The following is a 26,446-nucleotide window of genomic DNA, read 5'->3' on the forward strand; positions in this document are numbered from 1 at the left end:
CCGATAGATCGTTGGCTCGGCCAGCACCTCGACCATGTGGCGGACAGGATCGACAGCAAGCAGCCCGAAGCCAAGCAGACGACAGAGCTTGTGGACGCGCCGGTCCCGGTCCCGCCCGCGTTGCGTTGACCTGACTGCCAGCCAGACTTCGTCCGCTGCGGCAAAGCGGTCAACGGCCTGCAGGACCAGCTCGAGAGTGAAGCCTATCTTCAGCTCGGTGATGACGAGCCAGGGCGCCTCACCTGGTCGCACCGCCACGATGTCGCAGCCACAAACCTCGCCTTTGACCTCGTAGCCCAGGCGCTCCAGTTGAGCTTTCACCGCCGGGTACAACGAGGTCTCAGGGTGGCGCTGGGACATGATGATCACCTTGCCTCGAGGGCATTGGACGTCCGGTGCCCTTGGGCTCGATCCCGACGGTCCAAGTCCCGTGCAGCGCCACCGAGCCACTCGCCAAGCTTAGACCAGCGGCGGCGGGCGCTGCCGTTCCTGACCGCGATCGCCAACGCCCGACGCTGCCCGATCAGCACCACGAGCCGCTTGCCGCGGGTGACGCCGGTATAGAGCAGGTTCCTGGCCAGCATGGCGTAGTGCTGGGTGCTGAGCGGAATCACCACGGCCGGGTACTCCGAGCCCTGAGCCTTGTGAATGGTGGTGGCATAGGCCAGCACCAGCTCATCCAGCTCACCGAAGCCGTACACCACGTCCCGCCCCTCGAAGCTCACCACCAGCTCGGCCTCCTCGGGATCGATAGCTGACACCATGCCTAGATCGCCGTTGTAGACGTCGCGCTCGTAGTCGTTGGCAACCTGCATCACCTTGTCGCCCACCCCGTAGCTCCAGCCGAAGCGTTCCACCCGGAGTTCACCCGGTGGGTTCAGCGCCTGCTGCAGGGCGATGTTGAGCGAGCGCGCGCCCAATCCGCCGCGATTCATTGGGCAGAGCACCTGGATGTCCCGTACCGGATCGAGGCCAAAGCGGGCCGGGATGCGGCTGCCGACCACCGCGAGCAGCTTGCGCACCCCCTCCTCCGGGTCAGCCGCCTCGACGAAGAAGAAGTCCGACCCTTCGGCTGTCTTCAGCTCGGGCATCTTACCCGCGTTGATGCGGTGGGCGTTGACGATGACCTGGCTCTCGGCCGCCTGGCGAAACACCTCCGTCAGCCGGACCACCGGCAGCGCGTTGGAGCTGATGATGTCGGCCAGCACCTGCCCGGGGCCGACCGAGGGCAGCTGGTCCACATCACCCACCAGCAGCAGCGCTGCCTCATCCGGCAAGGCCCGCAGCAGGGCGCGCATGAGCGGCACGTCGACCATGGAGGTCTCGTCCACCACCAGCAGCTCGCAGCCGAGCGGGGTTTCCTCACCCCGCTTAAAGCCGCCGGTCTTGGGGTCAGCCTCCAGCAGGCGGTGAATGGTCCTGGCCTCCAGTCCAGTGCTCTCGCTCAGGCGTTTGGCTGCCCGGCCGGTGGGCGCGCAGAGGCCGACCTTCACATCCTTGGCCCGGAGCACCTGCAGGATGGAGTTCACCAGCGTGGTCTTGCCCACCCCCGGACCGCCGGTGATCACCAGAACCTTGGAGCGCACCGCCAGCCGCAGCGCCTCGCGCTGGCTGCTGGCAAGCGCCAGCCCGGTACGGGCCTCGACCCAAGGAATCGCCTTGGCGGTATCAATCTCCGGCCAAGGCGGCCGACCACGGACCAGAGTCCGCAGCCGCTCGGCGATCACCTGCTCGGCCCGGTATAGCCCCGCCAGGAAGACGCAAGGCTGGCCGGCCAGGGTGTCAGCCACCACTTCCCCCGCCTCCAGCTCCAGTTCAAGAGCGGTCTGGACCAGGGCAGGCTCTACCTCGAGCAGCGAGCTGGCCAGATCACCCAGGTCCTCCACCGGCAGGCCGCAATGCCCCTCCCCTGTTGCCTCGGCCAGGGCGAAGGAGATGCCGGCCCGCACCCGGATCATAGCGGTTCGCTCGATGCCGAGCTTCTGGGCGACGAGGTCAGCCGTGCGGAAACCGATGCCGCGGATGTCCCGCGCGAGGCGGTAGGGGTTGTCGGTGATGACCTGGACGGCATTGGCACCGTAGGTCTTGAAGATCCGCACCGCCCGGGAGGTGCCAACGCCATGGGCATGCAGGAACAGCATGATCTCGCGGATGGCCTTCTGATCTGCCCATCCGGCAACGATGCGGGCAGCGCGCTTGGGGCCGATGCCGGTGACCTCACGCAGGCGGTCGGGCTCGGCCTCGATTAAGTCGAGCACTGCGGTCCCGAAGGCTTGGACCAGCTTCCGGGCATAGGTTGGTCCGATGCCGCGGATCATGCCGGAGCCGAGATACTTCTCGATGCCCTCGCTCGTGGTTGGCTGTGTCGCCTTCAGGAAGTTGGCCCTGAACTGCAGGCCATGGGTTCGGTCATTGAACCAGGTCCCAGACAGTTGCACCCACTCGCCGGCGGAGATGGTAGCCGCATGCCCGACCACGGTAACCAGGTCGCGCTGGCCTCGCACCTTGACCCGCAGCACGCAGAAGCCGTTTTCGGCATTGTGGTAGGTGACCCGCTCCACGAGGCCGGCCAGCGCTTCTTGTGGATTAGCCAGGACGTTCTCAGGCATCGCAGCAGGGTATCAGAACGTTCATTGCAGGAAGATAGGGCCTCAGAGGACTAACTGCGCTGGTCCTCCGCAAGAACTCGCTTGCGTTGTCCCGGTGAGCTGGGCTCGTCACAAGTCGGGAATGGAGATGACGCTGTAGCCGTGCAAGTGAGATGGCCCTTATTCGTCGGACAGTTTGACGGCTTGGATAAGCTCAGTCCTGGTTGTCGTCAGGCCGCCAATTTCTTCGCCTCGTTCGCCCTAAGGGCCTCATCCGAGGTCTGCCCAGCCAGTGCGCTGTGTAAACGTTCGGCATTTCGGCATTATAGTAGCCGAACCACTTCAACAGCCCGGCCCGCAACTCCGAGCCAGTCTCGAAGGCATGCAGGTAGACGCACTCGTACTTCAGGCTGCGCCACATCCGCTCGATGAATGCGTTGTCCATCCAGCGGCCACGACCGTCCATCGAGATGCGCAGCCCGGCCTGCTGCAGCAAGCTGGTGAACCGCGGCGAGGTGAACTGGCTGCCCTGGTCGGTATTGAAGATCTCTGGCGGCCCGTATCGCGCCTTGGCCTCCTCCAGCACCTCGAGGCAGAACTCCACCTCCATGGTGTTCGACACCGTCGTCAATCCATTGCGGCGGACCGCCTCCGAGCACACGCTTGCATCGTGAAAGGGTCCACCCCGCCGCCTTGTAGCGGCCGTGCTCGGTTGCCTGCACCCACTCGCGGCGGCCTTTACGGGCAAAGTGCCGCATATGCCGCCCGCAGCCGGTCAGGAAATTAAGTTCATCGGGCACTCCCACCTCGGGCACCGTCGGCTTGAGCACGCCTTCGCCATTGGGGAACGCCACTGGCGCTAGGCACATTCCTAGGCGCTAGCGAGACTAGTGGGGGAATCACTCCGGTAGTCGCTGACGCCGGCGGTGGCGGGGGGATCACTCCGGACTGCTTTCGAGTCGCAGTCGAGTGGGGGGATCACTCCGGAGCGGCTTATCCTCAGACGTTACATCCATCCACGGGGAATCACTCACGCCAAATGGGGGGAAAGCTCCGGGAATCGGGGTTATCCACGGGGGGATTACTCCATACTTCAACTAGTTAGAATCCTACTACCTCCCTACTAGTGCCCGGAGTGATCCCCCCGTTGACGCCATGGACAGCCTCTCGCCATGGTCCAACAGCGTTGAGGAAGAGAGCATGGTGCAGGACGCGGACCACGGGGCTCGAAAGCTGGTGCTTGCCCATGGGCGTGACCAAGCCCGAGCCATGATGGCGCCTGAACAACGCGGCTTGATCGACATTGCTGCAGAGGTTCTCGGGGACGAAGCCGGCAAGATCGGCATTACCTATACTGGCTTCTGCCTCACAGGCTTGCCACACAAGCGGCTGTCGGACGAGCAGGTCTGGGAGAAGCGTGGCCACCGCGTCGTATTGATGATAGAACCTGGCCGCCTTCGGCGTGGTATGGGCCAAGCGAAGCTTTACGGCGTCCCTTATGGCGCACGGGCGCGTATGATCCTGCTCTACTTGCAGACGCAAGCCGTGCGGACCAACTCCTGCGAGGTCGAACTCGGCCGAAGCATGCGGGAATGGCTTGGAAGGATGGGTCTTACCTGGGGCGGTGAGACCGGACGCGCTCTGCGTGAGCAAGCGGCCAGGATCGCAGCCTGCAGCCTCAAATTCTCATGGGAGAACCAGATGGCGAGCGGATGGGAAGCGGGGCGCTTCGTCCGCTCCGGGCTGCGCTTCCAGCGGGCTGTCGAAGACGCTGGCGGCCCGCAGGGTGATCTCTGGGAAGACCGCGTTGTCCTAGACGAGGTCTTCTACCAAGCACTGCGCCAACATCCCGTTCCTTTGCGCGAAACGGCGTTGCGGGAGCTGTCCGGGCTCAGCGTCAGCCTCGACATCTATATTTGGCTCGCCTACCGGCTACACACCCTGAAAGCGCCGACACCGGTCCGTTGGGCGGCGCTCAAGGAACAATTCGGCCTTGGTTACGCCGAGATGCACACCTTCCGCCGCGACTTCAAGCGGTGGCTTGCCCCAGCGGTAGCCGCATATTCCGAAGCACGTGTCGAGGTCGCAGATGACGGGGTAATCCTCTATCCCTCCCGCCCGCCGGTCGGACCGAAGCTGGTCGCCCTCGGTGGCCTCGCTCTTCCGGAGTGATCCCCCCACCCTCTATCCAGGAGAAGGGGTACGAACCAGGCGCGGCATCTGTTTTGCCGGCACCAAAGTAACGACCTCGTCGGTGCCGGCGCCGGTGGCCAACTGTAGCATACTTCGTCTCGGCGCCGCTGAGTGCCGTGGTTCTTCTTTAGTGTGCCATAGGGCCCTAACAGCCGCGGCCGGGTGCTGTTCACCAGCAGGTGCACTGGCCCGCCTCCACAGCGCGGCCGCGCCATGTCCAACGCCTCGACCCGGCGGCTCAGGGTCGAATAGTCGAGTACTGCAAAATCGAGGCCAAGCAACTGTAAGATGGAGCCGATCAGGCTCTGAGTTTGACGCCACGCCAAGCGGAACACGGCCCGAAGCGTCGGGGTGGTTGTGATCGCCAGAGCCTAGCACCTCGGTCAGCAGTCCAGATACGTACGCTTTGGCGCGCCAGTCCCCAACCGCCGCCTTGGAGAACCACACGTCCAAACTACCGCGGGCACGCGGGGCGGGAATCTCACGCCGCCCTGTTCGTTGCTCTGCTGGGCTGCTTGGCGGTGTGGCGCCGGTGATCGGCACCCGCCTCGAAGAGCACAACGTGCAACTCTCATGAAGCGGTGGCTTGCCCAGACGCCACCTTACCCCGACCGGCTCGACCGCACGACTTGTGCAGCAAGGTGCCATTACACGTCAACGCCGCCTTCCGCGATCCGGAGCTGCTCGGTGACCTCAATAAGGTCGCGGTCGAGATCGGCTAGTCGGGCGGCAGCCTCGTCCCGTTGTCGACGGAGGTCTACCTGCCGTGCACGGAGGGCATCGAGACTAACGCGGCCATTCGGTACGCCCGTTGCCACCACGGCGTCATCATCTGTGGTGGCATCAACGATCCGCCCACCAAGTCTGCGGCCATCCCGCAGGTCGCGCTTTAATGCCTCGACTTCGACCCGTTGCACGTCATTGCGAATTAAATTCCGCTCCGTTGCTAGCTGCAGACCGCGCTCGTCGCGTAGCGCCTTGGCGAGGTCGTACGCCGTCGAGTAGGCGGCAGGCAGCTGTGGCTCGGGGATGCGGCCCTCCCGCACCGCGCGGGCGATCTCAACAAGCTTCGAGACCATGCTGTCTGAAAACGGAAACAGTCGGCTCGCGCCTCGGCGCAGAGCACGATCTTCCTCTGGGCTCAGAGTTTCGCGCAGGTTTAGGAGGGTGCGGCCAATCGCTAAGAATGCCGTCGAAGCTTTGCCCCAGTTCTCGAAAATGACTGACCGGGCGCCGAGGATCTCACGGATGCGGTCGGGGTTTTGAGCGATGGGCAAGCCCGCGAACACCTCGTGGATGATTTCCCGGCCCTCATCCTGCTGTCGCTTAATCGCCTGTGCTTGACCGAAGCGACGGTCGCCAGCAACGAGGTCGCGCGCATCACCGGTTGCTTCGAGGTCTTTCAGTGCGCCCTTGGCGGCGCCTGCTCGAAGGCGGCTCACAGTTTCACAGCCCGGCGTACGTGTAGCCAAAGGTCATTCATTGCGTCGGCTGCTTTGCTGTTTTCGTAGTCTACGGCCGAGAGGCCCGTCTTGAACGGCGTCATGATTTCTTCCAATTGCGGAATTTCCACCGGAGCGACTGCGCCATATCGGAGCAGCGTGGTTCGGGCAGCGGCGTAAGAGCGGGTGCGGCGGTTCGCACGGTTCAGCACGAACTCGGCGTTGGCACCTGCATCTGTCAACGTCTTGAACCAAGGTGCGACACTCTCAAGGTCGTCACCGGAGGGCGAAGTCGGCACCAAGACTAGTGAGGCTCTGCCGCACAACTCGAGCATTGGAGTCATATCGTGTTCGACGCCAGGCGCAGTGTCCACGATGGCGAGTTGATAGCTCTTCACTTGGTCGAGAATTGAGCGCCAGTTGCCGACCTCCGCACTGAAGACTTCCGCCGGGACAATCTGCGGGAGCTTCTGCCGAGCAACTTCGCGTCGCTCGCTCCACCTTAGGAAGGTACCCTGGCGATCGAGATCGGCACCGACTACATTGATATCAGCTAGACTGGCGGCAACCATCAGGTTGCGGGCAATCGTTGACCGCCCGCAACCCCCCTTTGAACCACCCAGCACAAGCACACGGCAGGTAGCCTTTGCAGCCATCACCCGTCTCCCGAATTGAAGCTGGATGATGCGGGACCGAACTTACGCATGCAAGCTCCGCTCCAGTATTTTCCCGCGTGAAAAAGGTCCGAATGGGACGTTAAAACGCCGTCTATAGGGCGAAAATCAGCTGTCGTGACTAAGCAAAACGAGAGTTAAAAAGTGTCTCGCGAGGGCACCGTCAACTTAGCAGGGGTTGGCCGCTTGCCCCAGGTCCGGTAGACATCCGGAATGAGATCGCCAGCCGCCGGCTCCCTCTATGCCGGGTTCCGCTTTCCCGCCGAGGTCATCAGCCACGCGGTCTGGGTGTATTTCCGCTTCCCGGTCAGCCTGCGCATGGTCGAGGAGATGCTGGCGGCACGCGGCATCGTGGTCAGCCACGAGACGGTGCGGCAGTGGGCGCTCAAGTTCGGCCAGGAGTTCGCCAACCGGATCCGACGGAGACTGCCCCGTGTCGGCGACAAATGGCACCTCGACGAGGTCGCAATCAAGATCGCTGGGCGAAGCACTGGCTCTGGCATGCCGTAGATCAGACCGGAATGGTGCTTGACGTGCTGGTCCAGAGCCGGCGCGACAAGCGGGCGGCGAAGCGTCTGCTCCGCAAACTTCTCGAGCGGCATTGCCGGGCGCCACACGTCATGGTCACTGACAAGCTCCCGAGCTACGGGGCGGCCGAGCAGGAGGTGATGCCCGGCGTCGAGCATCGCCAGCACAAGGGCCTGAACAATCGAGCCGAGAATTTACACCAGCCGATGCGAAGACGAGAGCGGCAGATGAAGCGCTTCAAGTCAGCGCGGTAGGCACAGCGCTTCCTCTCCGCCCACGACCAGATCGCCAACCTTTTCTATCTCCGCCGCGACCACGCCTCCGCCAATGAACACCGAGCCGCAAGGGTGCGGGCGTTCGAGATGTGGGCGGAAATCAGCAAGGTTGCTGCGGCAAATTGAAGTCCTGCCCGCATCGTCCTCAGCTTGCCAGCACGCTCGGCCCGAAGGCGACAAGTTGACGGTGCCAGCATTCCACCCGCCGAGGCCGAGATGCGCTACCCAACCCAGCTTAAGGCGCCCGCCTTGGCAGCGTGACACAAACTCTCCAACCTCCAGCAGAGCAGGGCGGTTCAGGCCTTTGCACAGCCCTTCTGTCAACGGCTTCGCGGCCAACCCGGTGCCTCAATCACTTGAACGTCCGCCTCCAGAGCAGATCCCTTCCCAGGGGGGCGACGATGGGAAAATCTCTTCGAGGAGCGCCACGAAGGCGCGGACGTTCGGGCTGCCCTGGCGGCTCTCAGGCCAGAGCGCCGTGATCACGGATCGCTCGACCTGGAACTCGGGAAGGACAGGCACCAGCGTACCTCGCTTGACGTAAGTGGCGGCCACATAGGTCGGCGACATCCCAATGCCGCCACCGGCTTCCAAGATCGCCGCTACTGCGTCGCTCAGATCGGTAATGATGCCAGTCTCGGGCGTGAGCTCGATCGTGCGACTGCCTACCTGAAACGGCCAGCGCAAGGCCTGACCAGAAGACTGGTAGCGAAAATTGACGCAGTCGTGGTCGGCGAGGTCGTTTGGATGTCGGGGCGTCCCACGGCGCGCCAAGTAGCCTGGCGATGCGAAGGCGCCGACCCGATGCGGCGCGAGCCTGCGCGAGATCAGCCGAGAATCTGCGAGCTCGCCGACACGGATTGCGACATCGATGGCCTCCTCGACGATGTCCACCATGCGGTCAGTCAGCCGCAGATCGACCGCAAGCTTAGGATACCGTTCGCGAAAGCGCGGCAGCGCCGGCGCGATCAGGTGAATGCCGAGCGGGTTGGACGTGGCCACCCGAAGCGTGCCGGTGGGCTCGGCTCGGGCCGCGACGGCCGCCTGTTCGATCTCGTCCACCTCGCGCAGAAGCCGGAGCGTCCGCTCGTGCAGGTCGCGACCTTCAGGCGTCAGCGCCATCGAGCGCGTGGTGCGGGTGAACAGCTTGAGCCCGAGCCGATCCTCCAGGCGCTGGACGCTCTTGCTCACCGCCGAGGGCGAGATCGACAGTGCTCGTGCGGCGGCCGTGTAGCTGCCGAGGGAGGCAGCCCGAGAGAAAGCGATGAGGCCGGTCAAACGCTCAAGTCCGATCTGTTCCGACATATGTTCCATGACGGCATAAGTATAACGAAACGCGACACGATTATCATTTAAACCGCGAAGGTCCAAGTTCCCGATCACCGGTGCCACCCCGGCGCCTCTCGAGATTGAGGACCCCTCCATGAGCCTGACCGCTTCTCTCGCCAGCAAGGCTGTCCTGATCTTTGGCGGAACCTCCGGCATCGGTCTCGCGGCTGCGCAGCAAGCGAAAGCAGCCGGAGCGGAGGTCACCGTGGTCGGCTTTGACGCCGCTGGGGCGGAGCGGGTAGCGGCCGACAATGGCTTCGCGGGCTGGCGCGCCGCAGACGTGACGCAGCCTGACACGATCACCGCCGCCGTAGCGGGCCTCGCCCGGGTCGATCACCTGGTCCTACTGGCCGGCACCTTCGTGGCCGGCTCCGTCCTGGAGGCGGATGTGGCCTACTTGCGCCGCGCCTTCGAGGAGCGGATCTGGGCCGCGGTCGCAACGCTGCGCGCACTCGGCGACCGGCTCGCTCCAGATGCTTCAATCACCTTCATCTCCGGCGCGCTGGCAGATCGGCCGACCGCCGGCGGCACCGCGATCCTGGCCGCCGCCTCCGCCGCCATGGAGGCCTTCGCCCGCGGCCTGGCGCTGGAACTCGCGCCGCGGCGGGTGAACACGCTCTCGCCGGGCACGACGGACACGCCGCTCCTCGCCCGCACCCTCGGCGCCAATCGGGACGCCTACGTGGCGAGCGTCACCGAGAAGCTGCCACTGCGCAGGTTGGGCACAGCCGACGAGGTCGGCGCTGCCGTCGTCTTCCTCATGAGCAACGGCTTCATGAACGGCGAGACGCTCCACGTCGATGGCGGCTCACGCCTCGTCTGATCCAACCCGGACCGCGAGCGCTCCCATGCCCTCCCTCTTTGATCCTCTCCGGCTCGGCGCCATCGAAGTCCCGAACCGCATCCTGATGGCGCCCATGACCCGGGCCCGTGGTACGCGAGAGCATGTGCCGACGCCGATGATGGCCGAATACTACGCGGCGCGGGCCTCGGCTGGACTCATCATCTCGGAGGCGATCGGCATCTCGCGCGAGGGCATGGGCTGGCCCTATGCGACCGGGCTCTGGATGCCTGCACAGGTCGCGGGCTGGCGCGCCGTAACGGACGCGGTCCATGTCGCCGGCGGTCGCATCGTCGCCCAACTCTGGCATATGGGCCGCGTCGTCCATCCGAGCTTCCTGGACGGCGCGCAGCCTATCTCGGCCTCGGGCACCACCGCGTCCGGCCATGCCCACACCTATACGGGCCGGCAGCCCTACGCGGCGGGGCGACCACTCCGGCTCGACGAGATCCCTCGTCTACTGGAGGACTTCCGGACCGGCGCCCGGAATGCAATGGAAGCCGGGTTCGACGGCGTGCAAATCCATGCCGCGAACGGATACCTGCTCGACGAATTCCTACGCGACAGCTCCAACTTCCGCACCGACGCCTATGGAGGCTCGATCCCGAACCGCATCCGGCTCCTGCGCGAGGTGACCGAAGCCGTGGCCGGCGCAGTCGGGTCCGACCGGACCGGGGTACGGCTGTCGCCCAACGGCGAGACCCAGGGCGTGCGCGACAGCGACCCGCTGCCGCTGTTCACCGCCGCCGTTCAGGCGCTCTCCAACCTCGGCATCGCACACCTAGAACTCCGGGAGCCGCCACTCGACGGTTCCTTCGGGGTCGGCGAGATCCCGCCGCTCGCCTCCGAGTTGCGGCCCTTCTTCAAAGGACCGCTGATCCTGAACTCCGACTTCGACGGTGTTCGCGCCCAAGCGGCGCTCGATGCCGGGACCGGCGACGCCGTCGCGTTCGGGCGCCCCTTTATCGCCAACCCGGACTTGCCGGCCGCTCTGGGAAGCGGCCGCGCGCTCGCCCGGGACGACAGGGCCACGTGGTTCACTCAGGGACGCGAAGGTTACCTCGACCACCCCGCTCGGAAAGAGGCCTGACATGACACGCTCGTTGCTCGGCAAGGTCGCCCTTGTCACAGGAGGATCTCGCGGCATCGGCGCCGCGATCGTCCGACGGCTCGCCCGCGAGGGGGCCGAAGTCGCCTTCAGCTACGCCTCATCCGAGGCCGCGGCCGCGGCGCTCGCAGCCGACGTGGAGGCGATGCGTAGCCGCGCCATCCCGATCAAGGCCGATCAGGCCGACACCGCCGCGGTGCAGGCACTGGTGAGGCGTGCGCAGGAAGCGCTCGGTCCTCTCGACATCGTTGTAAACTCGGCCGGCGTGTTCGTGACGGGACTGATCGGTGACCCCGCGCTCGACCTTGCGGCGCTCGACCACCAGCTCGACGTCAACCTTAAGGCGGTCGCAACGGTCGTCCGCACCGCCGTACCCATGATGAACGACGGCGGCAGCATTGTGTCGATCGGGACGACAGGCGCCATGCACCACACGCCGTTCGCCGGCATCGCGGACTACGTTGCGACCAAGGCTGCGGTGGCCGCCTACACGCGAAGCTGGGCGCGCGACCTCGGACCGAGGAACATCCGCGCCAACGTGATTCAGCCAGGCCCCATCGACACGGGCATGGCGCCGGTCGAGGGACCTGTGGCCGACCTCCTGAGGTCGCGCTCCGCCCTTGGCAGGTATGGCACGCCGGAAGACGTCGCGGCGGCGGTCGCCTTCCTCGTCGGGCCCGAGGCGGCCTACATCACGGGCGCCACGCTCGCTATCGACGGCGGCCTCGCGGCTTGACCGCAGTGGGTCGACGAGGACCGGTTCAGCACTGGCGGGGAGTTGCACCCGGAGAACCTCGTCCCGAAGACGCTCTACCTGCCGGACGGCCGCATGGTGCCGGTCTGCGTGGTGAAGGCGTCACAGGCCGAGCCCCCGCCCGCGCCGCTTCCCCGCTGGCACTGGCCCGACACCCTGATTGGGGCGGCTTCCCGATCCTTTGCAAGGCGCAGGGCCGCAGGATGGTTGCGAGCGTCGGATGCCTCGTCAGCGACGAGCACACGGTCTACGCGCTCACGAACCGCCACGCCTCCGGCCCGCCTCGCCAGCCGATCCGCAGCGTCGTTCGCGGCGCCGAGGTCGAGATCGTGAGGTCGAGTGAAAGGCAGATGACCCGCCTGCCGTTCACCGAGGTCTAAAGCGACTTCCCGGGGAGGCGGACCTATTTAATGCTCGATGTCGGCTTGGTCGAGGTCGACGACCTCAGGGACTGGACGTCGCAGGTCTACGTGCTGGGGCCGATGGTTGCTGCCAGGGTTGGGACCAACCCTCGTGGGGCAGATCTCCCAAGTTCACATGCGATAAGCCTCGCGTGGCGCAAGTCAGTGACGCCTGCTCGAGCTTTTCTGCTTGCCGCCGGCTGATGCTGACATCCTCATCGACATGAACACAGATGATGGACACTCACCAAACCCGAACGCCTCAATATAACAACTTATGACGACAGTAAAAAGTTCTAATGAAAAAGTTAATTTACTTGAAGTAAGTTGTGCGGATTTTCAGCTATTGGCGACGACATCAGTGATAGGGGTTTAATAATACAAAAAGCGCTTCGCTTTTCCTCCACCACGATCCGCTGAAGTCCAATGCGGCTGCCGAGGTCTACGCCATGGCAGTAGCATTCCCTAGTCCCGTCCCTGCCGACGTCGGTACTCTACCGGCGTCGTCCCGACCCGCCGGACGAAGGCGCGCCGAAGGGTGTCGGCGTCTCTAAACCCGCAAGCGCCGGCGATCTGTTTGACTGCGATGTTGCCGCTCTCGAGAAGCCGGCGCACTGCCTCAATCCGAACATTCTCGACATAGGCAGCCGGCGTCAGCCCTGTCTCGGCCCGGAACAGGCGCGCGAAGTGCCGTGGGCTCATCCCGGTTCTGGCGGCAAGCCTTTCGACGGTGTGGTCCTCAGCGGGGTGCGCGGCAACCCAGCGTTGGACCTCCTGCAGGGCGGAGCGGCCGATCGGCGCGCCAAGGCCATGCCGGCTGAACTGCATCTGGCCGCCACCGCGCTTGAAGAACATGACGAGCTGTGCCGCAACTTGCCGTGCCAATTCCACCCCCAGATCCTCCTCCACAAGTGCCAGAGCGAGATCCAACCCAGCCGTTACCCCGGCGGCCGTCCGGAGCGGCCCGTCGAAGATGCAGATGGCGTCCGGCTCGACCCGCACCCCGGGAAAGCGGGCAGCGAGAGCCTCCGCCACGGCCCAGTGTGTCGTCACGCGCTGTCCCTCCAGCAGACCCGCCTGCCCCAGCAGGAAGGCGCCGCTGCACACCGAGCCGTAGCGCCGGCACTGGCGCGCGGCGGCCCCGATCCAGTCCAACAAAGCGGGTTGCTCGTCCCGTTCGTGCATCCGGGGGGCGCCAGCGACCAGCAGCGTGTCGAAAGCGGTCGCCTTTGCCTCAGACGCGACGAGATCGGGCAGGATGCGCCGGCCCGACGAGGTTTCGATTGGCCCTGGCCCGGTCCCGATGACGGCCAAGGTGTAGGCTGCCCTACCGAGTTGGGTGTTTGCCTCAGCGAAGACGTCGAGAGGACCGGCCACGTCCAGCAGCTGGACGCCGGGAACTGCGACAACTGCGACAGAACGGGCCATGAAACCTCCGCGGCAGCCCAAGGCTGATCATTGGCAGAAATTGTCGTAAAACGTCGATTGCCGCCATCTGACGCTTCCCGTAGCTCATGGTGGACCACCGCGTAAAGGAGATCCGACCATGGCCATCACCTGCGAGGCCGCCATTCCTGACAGCAAGCTGGCGCGTGCCATCACGGAGTTCGTCCGCGATACGGAGACCGAGCTGCTCTTCAACCATTCCAGCCGGGTTTACGCGTTCGGCGCTCTCGCCGGTGTCCGGCGCGAGCTCACCTTCGACCGCGAGCTGCTCTACGCGGGCGCGATGTTCCACGACGTGGGGCTGATGCCCGCGCACAGCAGCCTGGATGAGCGCTTCGAAGTGGACGGTGCCAACGCAGTCCGCAGCTTCCTCCGCTCCCATGGCGTGTCCGAGGAGGATGTCTACACGGTGTGGACGGCCATCGCGCTCCACACGACGCCCGGCATTCCCGTCCACATGCATCCCGTCGTCGCTCTCGTCACGGCAGGGGTCGAGATGGACGTGCTCGGCCTGACCTACAATGAATGCCCGGACGCGGAGCGCGAGGCCGTCGTCTCCGCCTTTCCGCGCACACCGAACTTCAAGGAAGATATCATCCAAGCCTTCTACGACGGCATCCGGCATAAGCCGGGTACCACCTTCGGTAACGTCAAGGCCGACGTCATCGCCGACAAGGAGCCCGGCTTCCATCGCGCCAACTTCTGCAGCGTGATCCGAAGCTCCCGCTGGCCAGAGAGCGCACATGCGCAAAGTTGCGGCTGCAGGTAAGCGTAATTCCTACACGCTAGAAGACAGCGACAATCGCGTCCCTGCCTTACGGAGAACTGGGATGCTGAAATCCAATTCTACGACTTGGTTCGACACAGCACGTCACCCCTGTGCCGGCGCGACGCGCCGGTTTAGAGCGGTTTCCCATCAGTCTGCATCATAACCGACGGTGGCAAAGTAGTTGGTGCACTCGGCCGGGGGAGATGTGTCGATGATGCGGCCGAAGTTCTGCCTGGTCACGCAATAGGGACCAGCCGCCGGTGGAAGCCGCAAAGATCATAGGAACAGTTCGCGCGCCTGCTCGAACATTCCAACCACTTCGTCGGCGACAAATCGGATAGAGGTTTCCTTTCTGTCGCGCCTGCGGGTCAGCAAATACACGTCTTTGCTTGGCGGTGTGGACCCAAGATCGCAAATCCTCAACAGTGGGTCGCTGCGGCCGATATAATGAGGAAGAAGCGCGAGCCCGGCGCTGAATCGCGCAGCGACCGAATGCGCGAATTGGTCCTTCGCGCGAAATGCCACACGAGTGCGCGGAAAATGTCGCGCCATCCATATCTCTTGGGATAGATATGCATCCGCCTCGTTGAACCCGATGAAGACCGGATCGGCTCCAGCTTCGATTAAGCGACATGTCTCCTCTGTTCCATAGAAACCATAGCCGACGGTCGTCAGCGGACGCGCGACCACATCGCCGTCCTTAGGCCGGTCAAAGCGGATGGCAATATCCGCCTCATACCGCTCCAGACTGATGGAGCGAAGGTTCGGCGAGAGGTCGATGTCGAGCCTCGCATAACGCGTTGCCAGCGCCGCGAGGCGCGATGTGAGAAAGCCAGCCGACAACCCAGGCGATGAAGCGATCCGCACCAGGCCGCTGGGCGCTCCGTCCATCATGCCGCGACCGAGGATCTGGGCTGCCTGTTCCATGTCGCCTGCCGCTTCCAGTGCAAGCGTTCCAGCGGGTGTCAGGACATAGCCCTCGGGTCGCCGCTCAACGAGCTTTTCCCCAAGGCTCTCCTCCAGCGAGTGGAGCCGGCGTGAGATCGTCGCATGGTTAACGGAAAGCGTCCGCGCAGCAGCAGACAAGCTGCCGTGCCGGGCGAGCGCTAGGAATATCCGCACGTCTTCCCAATCGACCGCTGTGCGTTTTTTATCAGCCATTGATCATAAATAGCGGATTTTTGCGCTCGCGGCAGCCCTCTACATGCTGACCAGAAGACAGAAACAAGGATGTCTAGTTGTGTCGGCAGCCAAGAAGGTCGCAATCGTAACCGGCGCCTCGCAGGGTCTCGGTGAGGGTATCGTGAAAGGCTTCCGTGCTCGTGGCTATGGTGTCATCGCAACGTCGCGCTCGATCCAGCCCTCAACGGATCCGGATCTCGTGACGGTCGCGGGTGACATCGGTGACCCAGAGACAGGCAAGCGCTTGGTCGCAACGGCGCTCGAGAAGTTCGGCCGGGTGGACACGCTGGTGAACAACGCCGGCATTTTCATCGGCAAACCGTTCACCGAGTACACGGAAGAGGACTATCGGCTCAAGCTGAGGACCAATCTCGACGGCTTTTTCTTTACGACTCAGCGCGTCATCCCGGCGATGCTGGAGCAGGGCAGCGGCCATGTCGTTCAAATCACGGCGTCCACGGCGGAGTTTGCCAGTTCACGGTCCCCAGCTTTTATCGCCATGCTGACGAAAGGGGGCATGAACGCCGCCACGAAAAGCTTGGCAATCGAGTACGTCAAGCGCGGCATCCGTGTGAACGCAGTCGCTCCCGGTGTCATCAGGACGCCAATGCACTCGCCGGAGAATATCGGTTCGCTGGCCGCCTTTCATCCAATGAACAAGGTGGGCGAAGTCGAGGACATCGTCCGTGCCGTGCTTTACCTCGAGGATGCCGCCTTCACCACCGGTGAAATCCTGCACGTCGACGGCGGTCTGATCGCCGGTCGCTGACCTATCGAGGGGAGGGCGCTTACTCCGCTCTCCCGTTCTCCTTGGAGCTTCGTATGCCAATCGTGGTGACCCGTGAGGCCACCACCCCGGCACGGACCGCATCACCAATCAGCAGAATGTCGCAGCCTACACAGGGACCACTGACCTGCTCTACGGCGTCAAGGGCAAGCTCCGTGAAGACACAACCCCTATCTTCCACGACCACGACATCGATGACCTGGGGCAAGGCGGCCTGGCCGTGCGCGACCTCCGTACATCCAGGGCATGACTACCAGATGAGAGTACGTTCAGCCTTCTCGTAGGGACCAAATCAAATGAATACAGATCATGTTGCAGCCTACTTCAAAGCGCTGAGTGCCAAGGACAACCTTGGGGTCGCTCCGCATCTTTCCGAAAATATTGTCCTTCTCGGGCCCATCTTTCCTGAACCTACCGCGGGCAAAGACGCAGTTGTGGAAGTCCTCTCCGGGTTTCTCCGGACGATTGACTCCCTGGAAGTCAATTTGATGTTTGCGTCGGGTCAAGACGTAGCCGTATTTTTCACCTTTAACTGCAACGGGATAACCGTCAGAGGGAATGAACATTTACACCTGGATGAACAGGGTCTGATCGACAGCATTGAGGTGGCATGGCGGCCACTTCCCTCTGCAGTCCTCATCCAAGAGATATTCGCTGCCAAGTTGGGCTTCCAGCCAATGCGCCTCGTTCCGGCGTAAGACATCTCAGAACCCTGGTTTAACCGTGTTGCATGGCTCGCGGGTGTAGGCGGACTGTGCCCTATCCTGATCGGACCTCATGTGAGGCGGACGTACTCCGGGCGCCCGAGCTCGAGCATACGGTTCAGCACGTCGGCGGCGACGGCAATCTCGGCTTCCTGACGCCCGTTGCCAGCCCATGCGGCCGCGCTCGGCGATGGTCTGCAGATGTCGGTCCCGCCGCGTCGGCGCAGTATCAGCCGTATCGCTCCTCACCGCGCTTGATTGGGGTGGGACGATGACGCCGGCCGCCGGATGCCGCGCGGCAACAGCGGCGTAGACGTCGTCCCGGTCGTAGGCTCCATCCCCGGTGCAAGACGCCACCGGCCCTTCGACCTGGTCGAGCAAAGGTCCGACCCGCGAGCCGTCATCGGTACCCTTGTCGGTCAGCGCCGACGCGACGATCCGCCCGGTGTCGGCGTCGGTGGCGAGATGGAGCTTGCGCCACCCGCGCCGCGTCCTCGTGCCGTGCTTCTTCACGAGCCACTCGCCGGGGCCGCAGAGCTTCAATCCCGTGCTGTCCACCAGCAGGTGCACGAGCCCGCGCCCAGGGCGAGGACGCGGCACCTCCAGCGTCTCGGCCCGGCGGCTTACGGTGCTGTGGTCGGGCACGGCGAGGTCGAGCCCAAGCAGGGCGATGATGGAGGCGATGAGGCCTTCCGTCTGGCCCAACGCCAGGCGGAACACCGCCCGCAGGGTCAGCGCCGTGGTGATCGCCAGGGCGGAGTAGCGGGGCTGACCACCACGGCCAGTGCGAGGCTTTGCACCCCACGCCTCGATTGCCTCCTGCGTGAACCACACGGTGAGGCTGCCGCGGGCACGCAGACCAGCCTCGTAGGAGGGCCAGTTCGTCACCCGGTGCCGCTGCTTTGGGATGCGGTGCCGGCGGTCGGCATTGGCCTTGTATGGCATGGCGGGCACCTCATTAGCCATTGAGGGTCAGCCCTCACGCCAGCCTACCCCAGGATGCCCAACCGGACGACCCATGCACCAAAGTCGATTTGTGCACCAAAGCCTACTGCATCCCGATTGGAAGCAGGGTCTAAGCGCAGAGAGGCAGATAGTTGACAGATCATTCAACGTCATGTCGGCGAGGCATAGATGTCGCCGTGCTGACACAGGGTACAGGCTCGCGCGGCACCATCCTGAAACAAAGGTACGTCATCTCTTCCGCAACGGCCACACCCGCTCGCATTGGCTGAGTGGGTTTGGGCCGGCGCGAAAGAGGTTAGGACCAATGGCGATCAAGTACGGCACGAACGGCGCCGAGGACATCTGGGGTACCGCCCAGGCGGACCAGATCTACGGCTATGGTGGCGACGATACGCTTGAGGCCGGTGACAGCGCAGACATCCTCGCCGGTGGCGCAGGCTTCGACCACCTCTATGGCCAGAGCGGCGATGACACGCTGCAGGGTGAGGCGGATGGCCGAGCCGATACCATCGACGGCGGTTGGGGCTATGACACGGTCAACTATGCGACGGTCAAGGAGGGAATGACGATCGACCTCGCTGGAGGCCTCGCATTTGCGAAAGGCTATCTGGGTGGCGTCACCGGCACGGACACCCTGGTCGATATCGAGCATGCCACCGGCACCGGCTATGCTGACACCATGATCGGTACGGAGGCCGGCTGGCTCGGCATTGGCGGCTGGGGCATCAACAGCCTTTACGCTGGCGCCGGCGATGACCGCGTCTATGGCCTCTCGGGAGACGACTCGCTGTATGGGCAGGACGGCAACGACAAGCTCTACGGCGGCGCGGACCGGGATAAGCTCTTCGGCGATGCCGGGAGCGACGTGCTTGAGGGCGGCGACGGCGCGGACTCACTGTATGGCGGCAGCGGTTATGACAGCCTCGCAGGCGGCACCGGCGACGACTATTTCGACGGTGGTGCTGGCACGGACACTGTCAGCTATGCGAGCGCTGCCTCAGGCGTCCATATGAAATTTAGCGAAACCTATGGCTATGGCAGCGACGGCCATGACAGTTTCGTAGGGATCGAGAATCTCGATGGCTCCCGCTTCGACGACGTCCTCGACGGTGACGTGCTCGGCGCTGGTACCGACAACCGGATCGACGGCGGCGTCGGAGAAGACGACCTCAGCGGTGGCGGCGGCACGGACACGCTGGTCGGTGGCGACGGGACGGACTTCCTGCGTGGAGGTACAGGCAATGATTATCTTGTCGGCGGCGCCGGGCGCGATTTCCTAGAAGGCGACTTCGGCACCGACATGCTGATAGGTGGCCAGGGTACCGACCTCTTCCGCTTCAACCTGCACCCGATTTCCGGCCAGAGCGATATCGGCACGGGTGCGGACAAGCGGGACACCGTTGCGGATTTTGAACAGGGCGCCGACACGATGGTGCTGTTCGTCTTCGGCATCGAGAAGGCCGATCTTCAGTGGGGCTGGCTCGGTCAGCAGAGCTTCCGGGAGGACAGTGGAGACCTTCTGCTGTTGCGCTATGAGTACCAGGGCGCCAACACAATCGTGCAGGGCAACTTCGACAACGATGCGACGCCCGAGTTCGAAATTCAGCTCGCAGGCCATGTGGCGCTGAACAGCGCCGATTTCGCTCTTTACTGAACGGGATGCTGGGTGGGGGACGCTTCGCCTGCGTTACTCCGCCTCACCTGGCGGTATGAAAGCATAGCCCCGGCCGCGAACCGTGACGATGGCTTCAGTCGCCAGCTTCCGGCGCAGCCGGGCGATGCGCGTGTCGATCGCGCGGTCATCGGCATCGAGCGACTCTGCGGGCGCCAACTCCATGAGTTCCTCGCGGCTGAAGACGCGGCCTGGTTGCTGTGCCAACACCCGAAGCAGAGCCACCTCCCCGGGACCCAAGCGCTCCGGTGGCGCGGCGAGGCGAAGCAGGCGGGCCGCCCCAAGATCGACTGTTGCTGTCTCCAGCCGCACCAGACGACGAGTTGGCCCGCCGCTCCGCTCCAGCAACCCGGCGACACGCGCTGCAAGTTCCTGTGGCTCGGCCGGCTTGCCCACAAAGTCGTCGGCGCCGAGCTCAAGGCCTACGATACGCTCGATCGGGTTGGCTTCCGCCGAAAGGATCAGCACCGGGATGGCCGAACGGGTGCGCAGCGTACGCAAGGCCTCCAGTCCCCCGAGATCCGGCAAGCCCAGGTCGAGAATGATGAGGTCAGGCGGCTGCAGGGCCAGTAGGCGCCTCAGCGCGGCCACGGAGCCTGCGATGGCAACCTCGTGGCCGAGGTCGCTGAGATACTCCGCCAAGGTCTCTGCGAGGTCTATGTCGTCATCGACCAGGGCGATCCGCGCCCGCTGCGCCATACCTGCTGCCCGTTTGAAGCTGACGGGTTCGAATGCTAACCGAAATTGTATACGAGTACCATTCGCCCCGGACAGGAAGCCGCCATGCAACCGACGGTAGCAATCGCCGAGGATGAAGAGGATCTACGTGAGGCCCTCGCCGAGTACCTGGCAGATCGAGGCCTTCGGGTATTGCAGGCAGCAGATGCCGGCTGGTTGTGTTGCAAAGTTTGCGGCAAGTCGCAAATGGCCGCGATAGTCCCCAGATCAGGCGGCGACCTGGAACAGCTCGGCGATAAAGGTAGCTTGGGTCCGCATGTCGCGTCCGCCCACCTTTTGTACCTGCCCCTTCCTGATCATCGCCATTGCCTCGTAGCCTGCCAGTGTTCGTCGGGCCGTGTGGAAGCTGCCGAAGCCAAGCCCTGGTCGGACCAGGCGTTTCACGCGCCGGTGGTCTTGTTCCACTATGTTATTGAGGTGCTTGCATTGTCGTAGTCGAGAGAAGCGCCACAGCTCGCCGTTCTCCTTCATGTCTGTGACGGCGCAGGGATAGGCCGGGTTCTTGTCCACGGTGATGGTGCGCGGGTTCACCGTATGCGGCTGCCCGAGAGCCTTGTGGAAGAAACGCTTTGCAGCCTCCGCGTCGCGCTTGGCCGAGAGCAGGAAGTCGATCGTCTGTCCGCGGCTGTCGACCGCGCGATACAGGTACATCCAGCGGGTCTTCACCCGGATGTAGGTCTCGTCCACCCTCCATGAGCCGTTGCTCAGGCGCAGGTGCGGCCGGATCCGCTTCTCAATCTCCAGCGCGTAGGTCTGCACCCAGCGGAACACCGTAGTATGCGCCACCTCCACGCCGCGATCGGCCAGCATCAGTTCGAGATCGCGGTAGCTCACCGGGAACATCAGGTACCAGCGGATCGCCCAGAGGATCACCTCTGCGGCGAACTGCCGGCCTTTGAAGGACTGATCCGGCCTCACCAGGGCCACTCCCCACCGTCTCGCATGCCCCGGTTTGTACCTGCTCAGGATGGTACCGCAAGGACGCAACAGAACCGACCGAACAGCCCGCGCCCCGCATCCGGGTGCAGGAGGTATGATCGTACAGCACCAGCCACACCACGAAGGCCAGTGGCGTGCCCAACAGCAGCCGCCAAGCCGTGATCATCAGCACGGGGCTGCGGAAGCGCAGCTTCTTGCTGAGCACCGTGCCGGCGCCGAAGGCGGCGCCCGCCGAGCGGACCCGATGCTGTCTGCCAGAGGGCGACGCTACTTTAGCTGGCTGTCCTTGCTACCTCGACGGTTTATGCCGAAACTAGCAGGCCTACGGTCACGCTCTGCCTGACAAGGTACGCAGGTCCGAACTCCTCGGACTGCCAGCCGCCGCGCTTCCGGAATTTCCTCGCCGCACTCATCGCAATACGTCTGACTCTCGCCCACCGGCATCGATGCCCTCGCTCGGAGGACGCCGTCCGTGACCGTATCGTCGATCTGATCTTGCACGGCGCCGTCTGGCGCCCAACCTGTCGCCATGTCCGTTGTTCCTGTCTGTTTAATCCCGACAGAAATGGGGTTGAGGGCATCACGGCCAAAGTGGCGCTGACTTGAAAAACTTGCGCTCTCGCCGGACTAGTGTCCGGGGCCAGGACTAGTGCTGTCGATCGCCTGGCGATAGAGTCTGGCAGCGCAAATCTCGGCCCCGATCGACGTCAGTGCGACCCAGAACCGCCGGCAGCCAGATTCGCTACAATGCGGCAGCTGGCCGGATCGGATGTCTCCATGGCGGTCTTCTTCACCAGCGACACCCACTTCGGCCATGCCGGAGCACGGGGCCTCTATCGCCGCTCCTTTGAGGCAGTGGCAGCGATGGATGCGGCCATGCTGGAACGCGACCGTGGAACCCGAGGACGAGGTTTGGCATCGCTTTGTTGCAGCTGTCGGCAGCTTAGGCCGTTTCGGGTAGGATAAGGGGTTTTGTCAGGGCTCGCGCCAGCGGGGCCGTTTCGCCGGCCAGGGCGGGGCTGGTAGGCTCCGGGACTATCGGAGCGGAAAGTAGTAATGGAGTGTGTGGCCTGTGGCTCTGCTGCTGTGACGGAGCGGCCGGAGCGTACCGCTCGAGGCTACCGCCGGTTCCGCTGCCGCGATTGCGGCAAGCAGTACAACGAGCGCAGCGGCGGGCCGCTGAACCACGCCCAGTACCCATCCGATGTTATCGCCCTCGTGGTGCTGTGGCGACTGCGCTACCGCCTGACCCTGCGTGACCTGGCCGAGATGTTCCTCCAGCGCGGCATCATCTTCAGCCACGAAGCCGTCCGCGACTGGGAGGCGAAGCTCGCGCCGGTCCTAGCTGGCGAACTCCGCCGACGCCGGCACGGCAAGGGCGGCACCCGCGGCCGGCACTGGCATGTTGACGAGACATATTTGAGGGTTCGCGGCCGCTGGGCCTATCTGTATCGGGCTATTGATCGCGACGGCCACCTTGTCGATACCATGCTGAGCGAGCACCGCGACATGGCAGCAGCGCAGGCCTTCTTCCGCTCGGCCAAAGCTGCCACTGGCAACACGCCCGAACGCGTCACCACCGATGGTCATGGCTCCTACCCGCGGGCGATCCGCTCGACACTCGGCCGGCACATCGTACACCGGACCAACGCCTTCAAGAACAATAGCCTGGAGCAAGACCACCGCGGCGTTAAAGGCCGCACGCGATGTATGCGGGGCTTCAAAAGCTTCAGGTCAGCGAGGCGCTTCTGCCGAAGCTATGACGAACTCCGAAACTTCCTCCGCTCTCGTACCCGCCACAACCAACACATCCCTGCCCGCCGCCATCGCCTGGTGCACATGCGTCGTGCCGCAGCTGCGCTCGCCATCCTCACAGCAGCATAGGACAAGTTTTGCCGGCACCTCTCGTCGCCAAGCTTGGCGCGAGCGCTGACGGATCCCGCAGGGGCGCAAACTCGCTGAGCTGATCGCGGTAGTCCGCGACGGTGATGACACCCGGCTGCCTGAGCTGGCCCGCGAGGCTCTGGGCGATTTGGTAGCGCAAATCGAAGCCTTGGAAGGACGTATCGAGCGGCTCGACCGCCGCGTGGTCCGCCATGCGCGTGAGGACGAGACGGCTCGGCGACTGGCCAGCATTCCAGGCGTAGGGGCGATCAGCGCGACAGCCCTGGCCGCGATGGTGCCCAATCCGCAGGGCTTCGCCTCGGGGCGGCACTTCGCGGCCTCGCTTGGTCTGACCCCGAAGCCACACTCGAGCGGCGGCAAGGAGCGCCTGGGCCGGATCTCCCGGCAGGGCAACTCCATGCTACGTCGGCTGCTGGTCCTCGGCGCCACCAGCCGTCTACGCAATGCCCGACGTCACCCAGAGGCCTCGGACTGGGCTACGCGCCTGCTGGCGCGGCGACCTTTCAAGGTCGTGGCCGTGGCGCTGGCCAACAAGATGGCCCGCATCGCCTGGGCCTTGCTGGCTCGGGGAGGGACCTACACAGCCACCGCGACCGCCTAGGCGGTCGCGTCCGAGCTCGCCGGGCGCCGCGCCCGGTGAGGGCCAAGGTGCTGAAGCGACGATGACAGTGAGAGACCGGTGAGCCGGTGACGAGACAGGCCGTTTATCGCAATGCGCCACCCGAGCGCGCGTAACCATTCGCCGAGGGCCGCCTGGCGGGTTAGCCTGTGACCTGCCTTTGATCTTACGCGCGTTCTTTGGAGCGCCGGTAAGGACAAGCGGCGAGGTGGCGAATGGAGATCATCACCGGAGTGGAGCGCCGCCGGCCGTGGCGGGCTGAGGAGAAGCTGCGGATCCTGGCTGAGCTGAACCAGCCCGGGGTCAAATTCAGTGAGGTTGCCCGTCGGCATGATGTGAGCCGCGGCTTGCTCTGGCAGTGGCGGGATGCGCACCTGCGCGGCAGGCTGGTGGCCGAGACACCGGGCTTCCTGCCGCTGCAGGTCGTGCCGGAGATGGCTGCGCCGGTGCTGCCGGGTGGGTCGGGCTCGCCGCCCTGCACTGATCCTCCCGCGGTGGAGGACGCGGTGGACGAGCGGGTCGAGATCGTGCTGCCGGACGGGACTGCGGTGCGCGTTGCGGCGTCGATCAGCGCGGCGACGCTGCGTCGCGTGCTGGCGGCATTGCGCGCATGATCCCGACGCCGTCTGGTGTCCAGGTGTGGCTGGCAGTTGGCCACACGGATATGCGCCGCGGGATGCACTCTCTGGCGCTGCAAGTGCAGCAGACGCTCGGCCGTGACCCGCATTGCGGCGATCTCTACGTCTTTCGCGGGCGCAGGGCGGACTTGGTCAAGATCGTCTGGCACGATGGGCTTGGCCTGTCGCTTTACGCAAAAAGATTGGAGAAGGGACGCTTCATCTGGCCCTCGCCAACCGACGGCTGCCTGCAGATCTCGGGCGCGCAGCTCGCTTATATGCTCGACGGAATCGATTGGAGAAACCCAGTACGGACCTATAGGCCAGAGCTGGCGGGATAGTGTACGGCGCAGTGGCATCGGTACTACCTGGCGCGTCGCTGATGTGATTCCATTTCCGGCGTGACAGCCGCGCCGGACAACCCTCCCGACGACATCGCCACGCTGCGTGCCGCGCTTGCGGCCGAGCAGCTGGCGCGGCGTGAGGCCGAGGCGCGTGCCTCGGGTGCCGAGGCAATGGTGGTGCACCTCAAGCTGCTCATTGCCCGGCTCAAGCGTGACAAGTACGGCGCCTCCTCCGAGCGCGGTCGCAAGCTGATCGATCAGCTGGAGCTCGAGCTCGGTGAGTTGGTGGCGGCCGCCAGCGAGGACGCCGCGAGGGCGGAGAACGCCGCCGACAAGCAGGGCCGCCCCCGTCGCGCCGACAGCCCGCCCCGCGGCCAGCCAGTGCGCGCGCCCCTGCCGGCCCATCTGCCGCGCGAGCGGGTCGTGCTGCCGGCACCGACCGCCTGCCCCTGCTGCGGCGGCAAACTGTCCAAGCTGGGCGAGGACATCACGGAGACGCTCGAGGTCGAGCCGATCCGGTGGAAAGTCATCCAGACCGTCCGCGAGCGGTTCTCGTGCCGTGCTTGCGAGACCGTCACCCAGCCGCCGGCACCGTTCCATGCCATCGCCCGCGGCCGAGCCGGGCCGAACCTGCTGGCCATGATTTTGGAAGCCAAGTTTGGCCAGCACCTGCCGCTGAACCGCCAGAGCGAGACCTATACCCTGCAGGGTATCGAGCTCAGCGTCTCCACCATCGCCGACTGGGTCGGCGCCTGCACCGCCAACCTGGCGCCGCTGGTGGCCTTGATCGACGCCCATGTGCAGACCGCCGAGCGGTTGCACGGCGACGACACCACCGTCCCCGTGCTGGCCCGGGGCAAGACCATTACCGGCCGGGTCTGGACCTATGTCCGCGATGATCGGCCCTTTGCCGGGCCGGCACCCCCGGCGGCGATGTTCCGCTACTCGCGGGACCGAACCGCCGAGCACCCAAACCGGCACCTGGCCGGCCATGCCGGCATCCTGCAGGCCGATGCCTATGCCGGGTACAACGCGCTCTACGAGGCGGACCGACAACCGGGACCGATCACTGAGGCCGCATGTTGGGCGCATGGCAGGCGCAAGCTGTTCGAGCTGGCGGAGTTGTCGCGGGCCCCGCTCGCCATCGAGGCGGTGCGCCGGATCGACGCCATCTTTGACGCCGAGCGCGCCATCAATGGGCTGCCCGCCGAGGCGCGGCTGGCCGTCCGTCGGCAGCACATCGCGCCGCTGGTCACTGAGCTCGAGCGCTGGATGCGCGAGAGCCGCGGCAAGCTGTCCCGGCACGCGCCGGTTGCTAAGGCCATGGACTACATGCTGGTGCGCTGGGAGGCGTTCGCGCGGTTTCTCAGCGATGGCCGGATCTGCCTCACGAACAATGCTGCCGAACGGGCGCTGCGCGGTATCGCTCTCGGGAGAAAGTCGTGGCTGTTCGCCGGAAGCGACCGCGGCGGCGACCGGGCCGCGGCGATGGTCTCGCTGATCTACACCGCCAAGCTGAACGACGTCGATCCGCGCGCCTGGTTGGCCGACGTGCTGGCCCGCATCGCCGACCACCCCGCCTCGCGCCTGCACGAATTGCTGCCTTGGAACTGGAAGGCAGCCCG

General features: G+C 64.6%; 25 protein-coding genes and 3 pseudogenes. 15 read left to right on the top strand and 13 right to left on the bottom strand.

Features of this window, described 5'->3' with window-relative positions; translation table 11 throughout:
- From LH62_RS27200 to LH62_RS27210, 3 genes and pseudogenes are all read right to left on the bottom strand, one after another.
- A pseudogene (locus LH62_RS27200) lies at nucleotides 1–360 on the bottom strand (hypothetical protein); the annotation flags it as partial.
- A 5-nt stretch (nucleotides 361–365) separates the two neighbouring features.
- Nucleotides 366–2,609: an ATP-dependent RecD-like DNA helicase gene (locus tag LH62_RS27205; protein ID WP_082012985.1), complete on the bottom strand. Its 2,244-nt coding sequence runs from the start codon at nucleotides 2,607–2,609 to the stop codon at nucleotides 366–368.
- 209 nt (nucleotides 2,610–2,818) lie between these two features.
- Nucleotides 2,819–3,210, bottom strand: a pseudogene (locus LH62_RS27210) (transposase); the annotation flags it as partial.
- Nucleotides 3,211–3,788: 578 nt separating this feature from the next.
- Here LH62_RS27210 and LH62_RS27215 point away from each other — a divergent pair.
- Nucleotides 3,789–4,760, top strand: a complete 972-nt coding sequence (locus LH62_RS27215; RefSeq protein ID WP_043367347.1) for a replication protein RepA — start codon at nucleotides 3,789–3,791, stop codon at nucleotides 4,758–4,760.
- Here LH62_RS27215 and LH62_RS32825 read toward each other — a convergent pair.
- From LH62_RS32825 to LH62_RS30825, 3 genes are all read right to left on the bottom strand, one after another.
- Nucleotides 4,694–5,149, bottom strand: coding sequence for a transposase (locus tag LH62_RS32825; RefSeq protein ID WP_082012986.1), 456 nt, complete (start codon nucleotides 5,147–5,149; stop codon nucleotides 4,694–4,696). The two genes, LH62_RS27215 and LH62_RS32825, sit on opposite strands and share 67 nt — an antisense overlap.
- A 279-nt stretch (nucleotides 5,150–5,428) precedes the next feature.
- Nucleotides 5,429–6,223 (bottom strand): hypothetical protein, encoded by a 795-nt coding sequence (locus LH62_RS30820; RefSeq protein WP_144404755.1) that lies wholly within the window; start codon nucleotides 6,221–6,223, stop codon nucleotides 5,429–5,431.
- Nucleotides 6,220–6,879: a ParA family protein gene (locus LH62_RS30825; RefSeq protein ID WP_144404756.1), complete on the bottom strand. Its 660-nt coding sequence runs from the start codon at nucleotides 6,877–6,879 to the stop codon at nucleotides 6,220–6,222. The genes LH62_RS30820 and LH62_RS30825 overlap by 4 nt, the downstream gene beginning before the upstream one ends.
- Nucleotides 6,880–7,110: 231 nt before the next feature.
- Here LH62_RS30825 and LH62_RS27225 point away from each other — a divergent pair.
- A pseudogene (locus LH62_RS27225) lies at nucleotides 7,111–7,826 on the top strand (IS6 family transposase).
- A gap of 222 nt (nucleotides 7,827–8,048) precedes the next feature.
- Here the strand turns inward: LH62_RS27225 and LH62_RS27230 are convergent.
- On the bottom strand, nucleotides 8,049–9,005 hold the full coding sequence (locus LH62_RS27230; protein WP_043367397.1) for a LysR family transcriptional regulator: 957 nt from the start codon (nucleotides 9,003–9,005) through the stop codon (nucleotides 8,049–8,051).
- Between the two features lie 118 nt (nucleotides 9,006–9,123).
- Between LH62_RS27230 and LH62_RS27235 the strand changes: the two genes are divergently transcribed.
- From LH62_RS27235 to LH62_RS31365, 4 genes are all read left to right on the top strand, one after another.
- Nucleotides 9,124–9,852 carry an SDR family oxidoreductase gene (locus LH62_RS27235; RefSeq protein ID WP_043367349.1) on the top strand — a complete coding sequence of 243 codons (729 nt, stop codon included), beginning with the start codon at nucleotides 9,124–9,126 and terminating at the stop codon, nucleotides 9,850–9,852.
- A gap of 25 nt (nucleotides 9,853–9,877) precedes the next feature.
- Nucleotides 9,878–10,960, top strand: a complete 1,083-nt coding sequence (locus LH62_RS27240) for an alkene reductase (RefSeq protein ID WP_043367350.1) — start codon at nucleotides 9,878–9,880, stop codon at nucleotides 10,958–10,960.
- A gap of 1 nt (nucleotide 10,961) precedes the next feature.
- Nucleotides 10,962–11,714: an SDR family NAD(P)-dependent oxidoreductase gene (locus tag LH62_RS27245; protein WP_043367351.1), complete on the top strand. Its 753-nt coding sequence runs from the start codon at nucleotides 10,962–10,964 to the stop codon at nucleotides 11,712–11,714.
- A gap of 221 nt (nucleotides 11,715–11,935) precedes the next feature.
- Nucleotides 11,936–12,112 (top strand): hypothetical protein, encoded by a 177-nt coding sequence (locus LH62_RS31365; RefSeq protein WP_160299917.1) that lies wholly within the window; start codon nucleotides 11,936–11,938, stop codon nucleotides 12,110–12,112.
- A gap of 486 nt (nucleotides 12,113–12,598) precedes the next feature.
- On the opposite strand, the gene LH62_RS27250 is transcribed toward LH62_RS31365, so the two are convergent.
- The gene (locus tag LH62_RS27250) at nucleotides 12,599–13,561 is read right to left on the bottom strand and encodes a GlxA family transcriptional regulator (protein WP_043367352.1); all 963 of its coding nucleotides are present in this window, start codon (nucleotides 13,559–13,561) and stop codon (nucleotides 12,599–12,601) included.
- 118 nt (nucleotides 13,562–13,679) lie between these two features.
- Here LH62_RS27250 and LH62_RS27255 point away from each other — a divergent pair, with 118 nt between their 5' ends.
- On the top strand, nucleotides 13,680–14,348 hold the full coding sequence (locus LH62_RS27255) for an HD domain-containing protein (protein WP_043367354.1): 669 nt from the start codon (nucleotides 13,680–13,682) through the stop codon (nucleotides 14,346–14,348).
- A gap of 276 nt (nucleotides 14,349–14,624) precedes the next feature.
- Here LH62_RS27255 and LH62_RS27260 read toward each other — a convergent pair whose 3' ends face one another.
- Nucleotides 14,625–15,509 carry a LysR family transcriptional regulator gene (locus LH62_RS27260; protein ID WP_043367355.1) on the bottom strand — a complete coding sequence of 295 codons (885 nt, stop codon included), beginning with the start codon at nucleotides 15,507–15,509 and terminating at the stop codon, nucleotides 14,625–14,627.
- A 79-nt stretch (nucleotides 15,510–15,588) separates the two neighbouring features.
- On the opposite strand from LH62_RS27260, the gene LH62_RS27265 reads away from it, so the two are divergent.
- A complete protein-coding gene (locus LH62_RS27265; protein WP_043367356.1) occupies nucleotides 15,589–16,299 on the top strand; it encodes an SDR family NAD(P)-dependent oxidoreductase in 711 nt (236 codons plus the stop codon).
- Nucleotides 16,300–16,613: 314 nt separating this feature from the next.
- Nucleotides 16,614–17,015 carry a nuclear transport factor 2 family protein gene (locus LH62_RS29880; RefSeq protein ID WP_082012987.1) on the top strand — a complete coding sequence of 134 codons (402 nt, stop codon included), beginning with the start codon at nucleotides 16,614–16,616 and terminating at the stop codon, nucleotides 17,013–17,015.
- Nucleotides 17,016–17,021: 6 nt separating this feature from the next.
- Here LH62_RS29880 and LH62_RS27270 read toward each other — a convergent pair whose 3' ends face one another.
- On the bottom strand, nucleotides 17,022–17,966 hold the full coding sequence (locus LH62_RS27270; protein WP_369796850.1) for an IS5 family transposase: 945 nt from the start codon (nucleotides 17,964–17,966) through the stop codon (nucleotides 17,022–17,024).
- 325 nt (nucleotides 17,967–18,291) lie between these two features.
- Between LH62_RS27270 and LH62_RS27275 the strand changes: the two genes are divergently transcribed.
- Nucleotides 18,292–19,641 carry a calcium-binding protein gene (locus LH62_RS27275; protein ID WP_052215168.1) on the top strand — a complete coding sequence of 450 codons (1,350 nt, stop codon included), beginning with the start codon at nucleotides 18,292–18,294 and terminating at the stop codon, nucleotides 19,639–19,641.
- Nucleotides 19,642–19,674: 33 nt separating this feature from the next.
- Here LH62_RS27275 and LH62_RS27280 read toward each other — a convergent pair whose 3' ends face one another.
- The 3 genes from LH62_RS27280 to LH62_RS29885 form a co-directional block, all read right to left on the bottom strand.
- Nucleotides 19,675–20,358, bottom strand: a complete 684-nt coding sequence (locus LH62_RS27280) for a response regulator transcription factor (RefSeq protein ID WP_043367357.1) — start codon at nucleotides 20,356–20,358, stop codon at nucleotides 19,675–19,677.
- Nucleotides 20,359–20,604: 246 nt separating this feature from the next.
- Nucleotides 20,605–21,315 (bottom strand): IS6 family transposase, encoded by a 711-nt coding sequence (locus tag LH62_RS27285; RefSeq protein WP_043367399.1) that lies wholly within the window; start codon nucleotides 21,313–21,315, stop codon nucleotides 20,605–20,607.
- 288 nt (nucleotides 21,316–21,603) lie between these two features.
- Nucleotides 21,604–21,867, bottom strand: coding sequence for a DksA/TraR family C4-type zinc finger protein (locus LH62_RS29885; RefSeq protein ID WP_043367358.1), 264 nt, complete (start codon nucleotides 21,865–21,867; stop codon nucleotides 21,604–21,606).
- A gap of 525 nt (nucleotides 21,868–22,392) precedes the next feature.
- Between LH62_RS29885 and LH62_RS27295 the strand changes: the two genes are divergently transcribed.
- The 5 genes from LH62_RS27295 to tnpC all read left to right on the top strand — a co-directional run.
- Nucleotides 22,393–23,220 carry an IS6 family transposase gene (locus LH62_RS27295; protein ID WP_043367360.1) on the top strand — a complete coding sequence of 276 codons (828 nt, stop codon included), beginning with the start codon at nucleotides 22,393–22,395 and terminating at the stop codon, nucleotides 23,218–23,220.
- A gap of 52 nt (nucleotides 23,221–23,272) precedes the next feature.
- Complete coding sequence (locus LH62_RS27300) at nucleotides 23,273–23,842, top strand: IS110 family transposase (protein WP_082012988.1); 570 nt, start codon at nucleotides 23,273–23,275, stop codon at nucleotides 23,840–23,842.
- A gap of 233 nt (nucleotides 23,843–24,075) precedes the next feature.
- Nucleotides 24,076–24,474 (top strand): IS66-like element accessory protein TnpA, encoded by a 399-nt coding sequence (gene tnpA / locus LH62_RS27305; protein WP_043358392.1) that lies wholly within the window; start codon nucleotides 24,076–24,078, stop codon nucleotides 24,472–24,474.
- Nucleotides 24,471–24,818 (top strand): IS66 family insertion sequence element accessory protein TnpB, encoded by a 348-nt coding sequence (tnpB, locus tag LH62_RS27310; protein WP_043358388.1) that lies wholly within the window; start codon nucleotides 24,471–24,473, stop codon nucleotides 24,816–24,818. Before tnpA ends, tnpB begins: the two co-directional genes overlap by 4 nt.
- A gap of 60 nt (nucleotides 24,819–24,878) precedes the next feature.
- Nucleotides 24,879–26,446: IS66 family transposase (gene tnpC / locus LH62_RS27315; RefSeq protein WP_082012995.1), on the top strand; the 1,568-nt coding region annotated here is incomplete at its 3' end.

Source organism: Belnapia sp. F-4-1 (assembly GCF_000802185.1).
GTDB lineage: Bacteria > Pseudomonadota > Alphaproteobacteria > Acetobacterales > Acetobacteraceae > Belnapia.